This is a genomic window from Rhodoplanes roseus (assembly GCF_003258865.1).
GTDB classification, from domain to species: domain Bacteria; phylum Pseudomonadota; class Alphaproteobacteria; order Rhizobiales; family Xanthobacteraceae; genus Rhodoplanes; species Rhodoplanes roseus.
Map to the genome: position 1 here is coordinate 1 of NZ_NPEX01000188.1, position 1371 is coordinate 1371.

The window sequence follows — 1371 nt, forward strand, 5'->3', positions numbered from 1 at the left end:
CTGCGAGAAGCGCTACGTCTTCAACGCGACGCCGGTATCCGGCCGGTTCGATCCGGTCGGGCGCTGCCCCGCCTACCCGCCATGTCGGCGGTGCGCGAGGCGCGGCCCGGCGCCATCGAGACGATCGAGCAGGAACGCTTCGTGCAGGGCGTGCGGCCCGTCGCCGAGCCGAAACCCGCCGTCGACGCCGCGGCGGTCCGGGACCGCGCCGTCGGCGCGCTGGTCGGCCTCGCGGTCGGCGATGCCCTCGGCACCACGCTCGAGTTCGAGCTCCGCGACGCCTGCCCGCGCCTCACCGACCTGGTCGGCGGCGGCCCGTTCCGGCTCGATCCCGGCCAGTGGACCGACGACACCGCGATGGCGCTCGCCCTGGCGGACAGCCTGGCCGAGCGCGGCGGCGTCGACGAGACCGACCTGATGCGCCGCTTCGAGGCCTGGTACCGGACCGGGCGCTATTCCTGCCGGGGCGAGTGCTTCGACATCGGCAACGCCACCCGCGAGGCGATCGAGACCTGGGAGCGCACCGGCGATCCGCTGGCCGGCTCGGTCTCGCCCGAGGTCGCCGGCAACGGCTCGCTGATGCGGCTCTCGCCGGTCGCGATCCGCTACTGGAACCAGCCCGCCGCCCTGGCCGAGGCGGCACGCCGCCAGGGCCGGACCACGCATGCCGCTCCGACCACGCTCGATGCGTGCGCCGCCTTCGCCGGCATGCTGGGCGACGCCATCGCCGGGGCGCCGCTCTCGACCGTGTTCCGGGCGCGCGGCGAGGCCCTCGCCGGGCCGATCGCCGCCGTGATGAACGGCTCGTGGCGCGGCGAGTCGCGCAACGCGATCCGCTCCACCGGCTTCGTCGCCCACACGCTGGAGGCGGCGATCTGGAGCGTGGCGCGGACGACCGATTTCCGCAGCGCCGTGATCATGGCCGCCAATCTCGGCTTCGACGCCGATACCACCGCCGCCGTCGCCGGCCAGCTCGCCGGCGCCGTCTACGGCGTGTCGGGCATTCCGGCCGAGTGGCGCGAGCGGCTCGCCTGGCGCGAGGAGATCGAGCGCCTCTCCGGGGTGCTGTACGAGCACGCCTCCCAGCACGGCGACCCGGCAGTGGTCCGCTTCGGTCCGCGGCCGGTGCGCTCCGGGCAGGCGAGCTGACGGCGGCGCGCCGCGGCGCTCGCGCGGCTTTACGCCGGCCGCCGGAGGCGCGACAACTCGCGGACAACAACGCGAGGAGTTGAGTCGATGCGCCGCGTGTCGCCGAGGCCGGCGGTCGCCGCCGCCGCCACCAGCGTCGCCGTCACCAGCGTCGCCGCCGCCTGCGCCATCGTGCTGACGCTGCTCGGCCCGATGCGGCCGGCCGCCGCCGTCGAGCCGGAG

Annotated in this window: 1 protein-coding gene; it reads left to right on the forward strand. The window is 75.8% G+C overall.

Annotation, left to right across the window (positions count from 1 at the left end; translation table 11 throughout):
• A partial coding sequence (locus tag CH341_RS21710) for an ADP-ribosylglycohydrolase family protein (protein WP_342635027.1) occupies window positions 1-1149 on the forward strand: 1149 nt, incomplete at its 5' end.
• Window positions 1150-1371 lie beyond the last annotated feature (222 nt).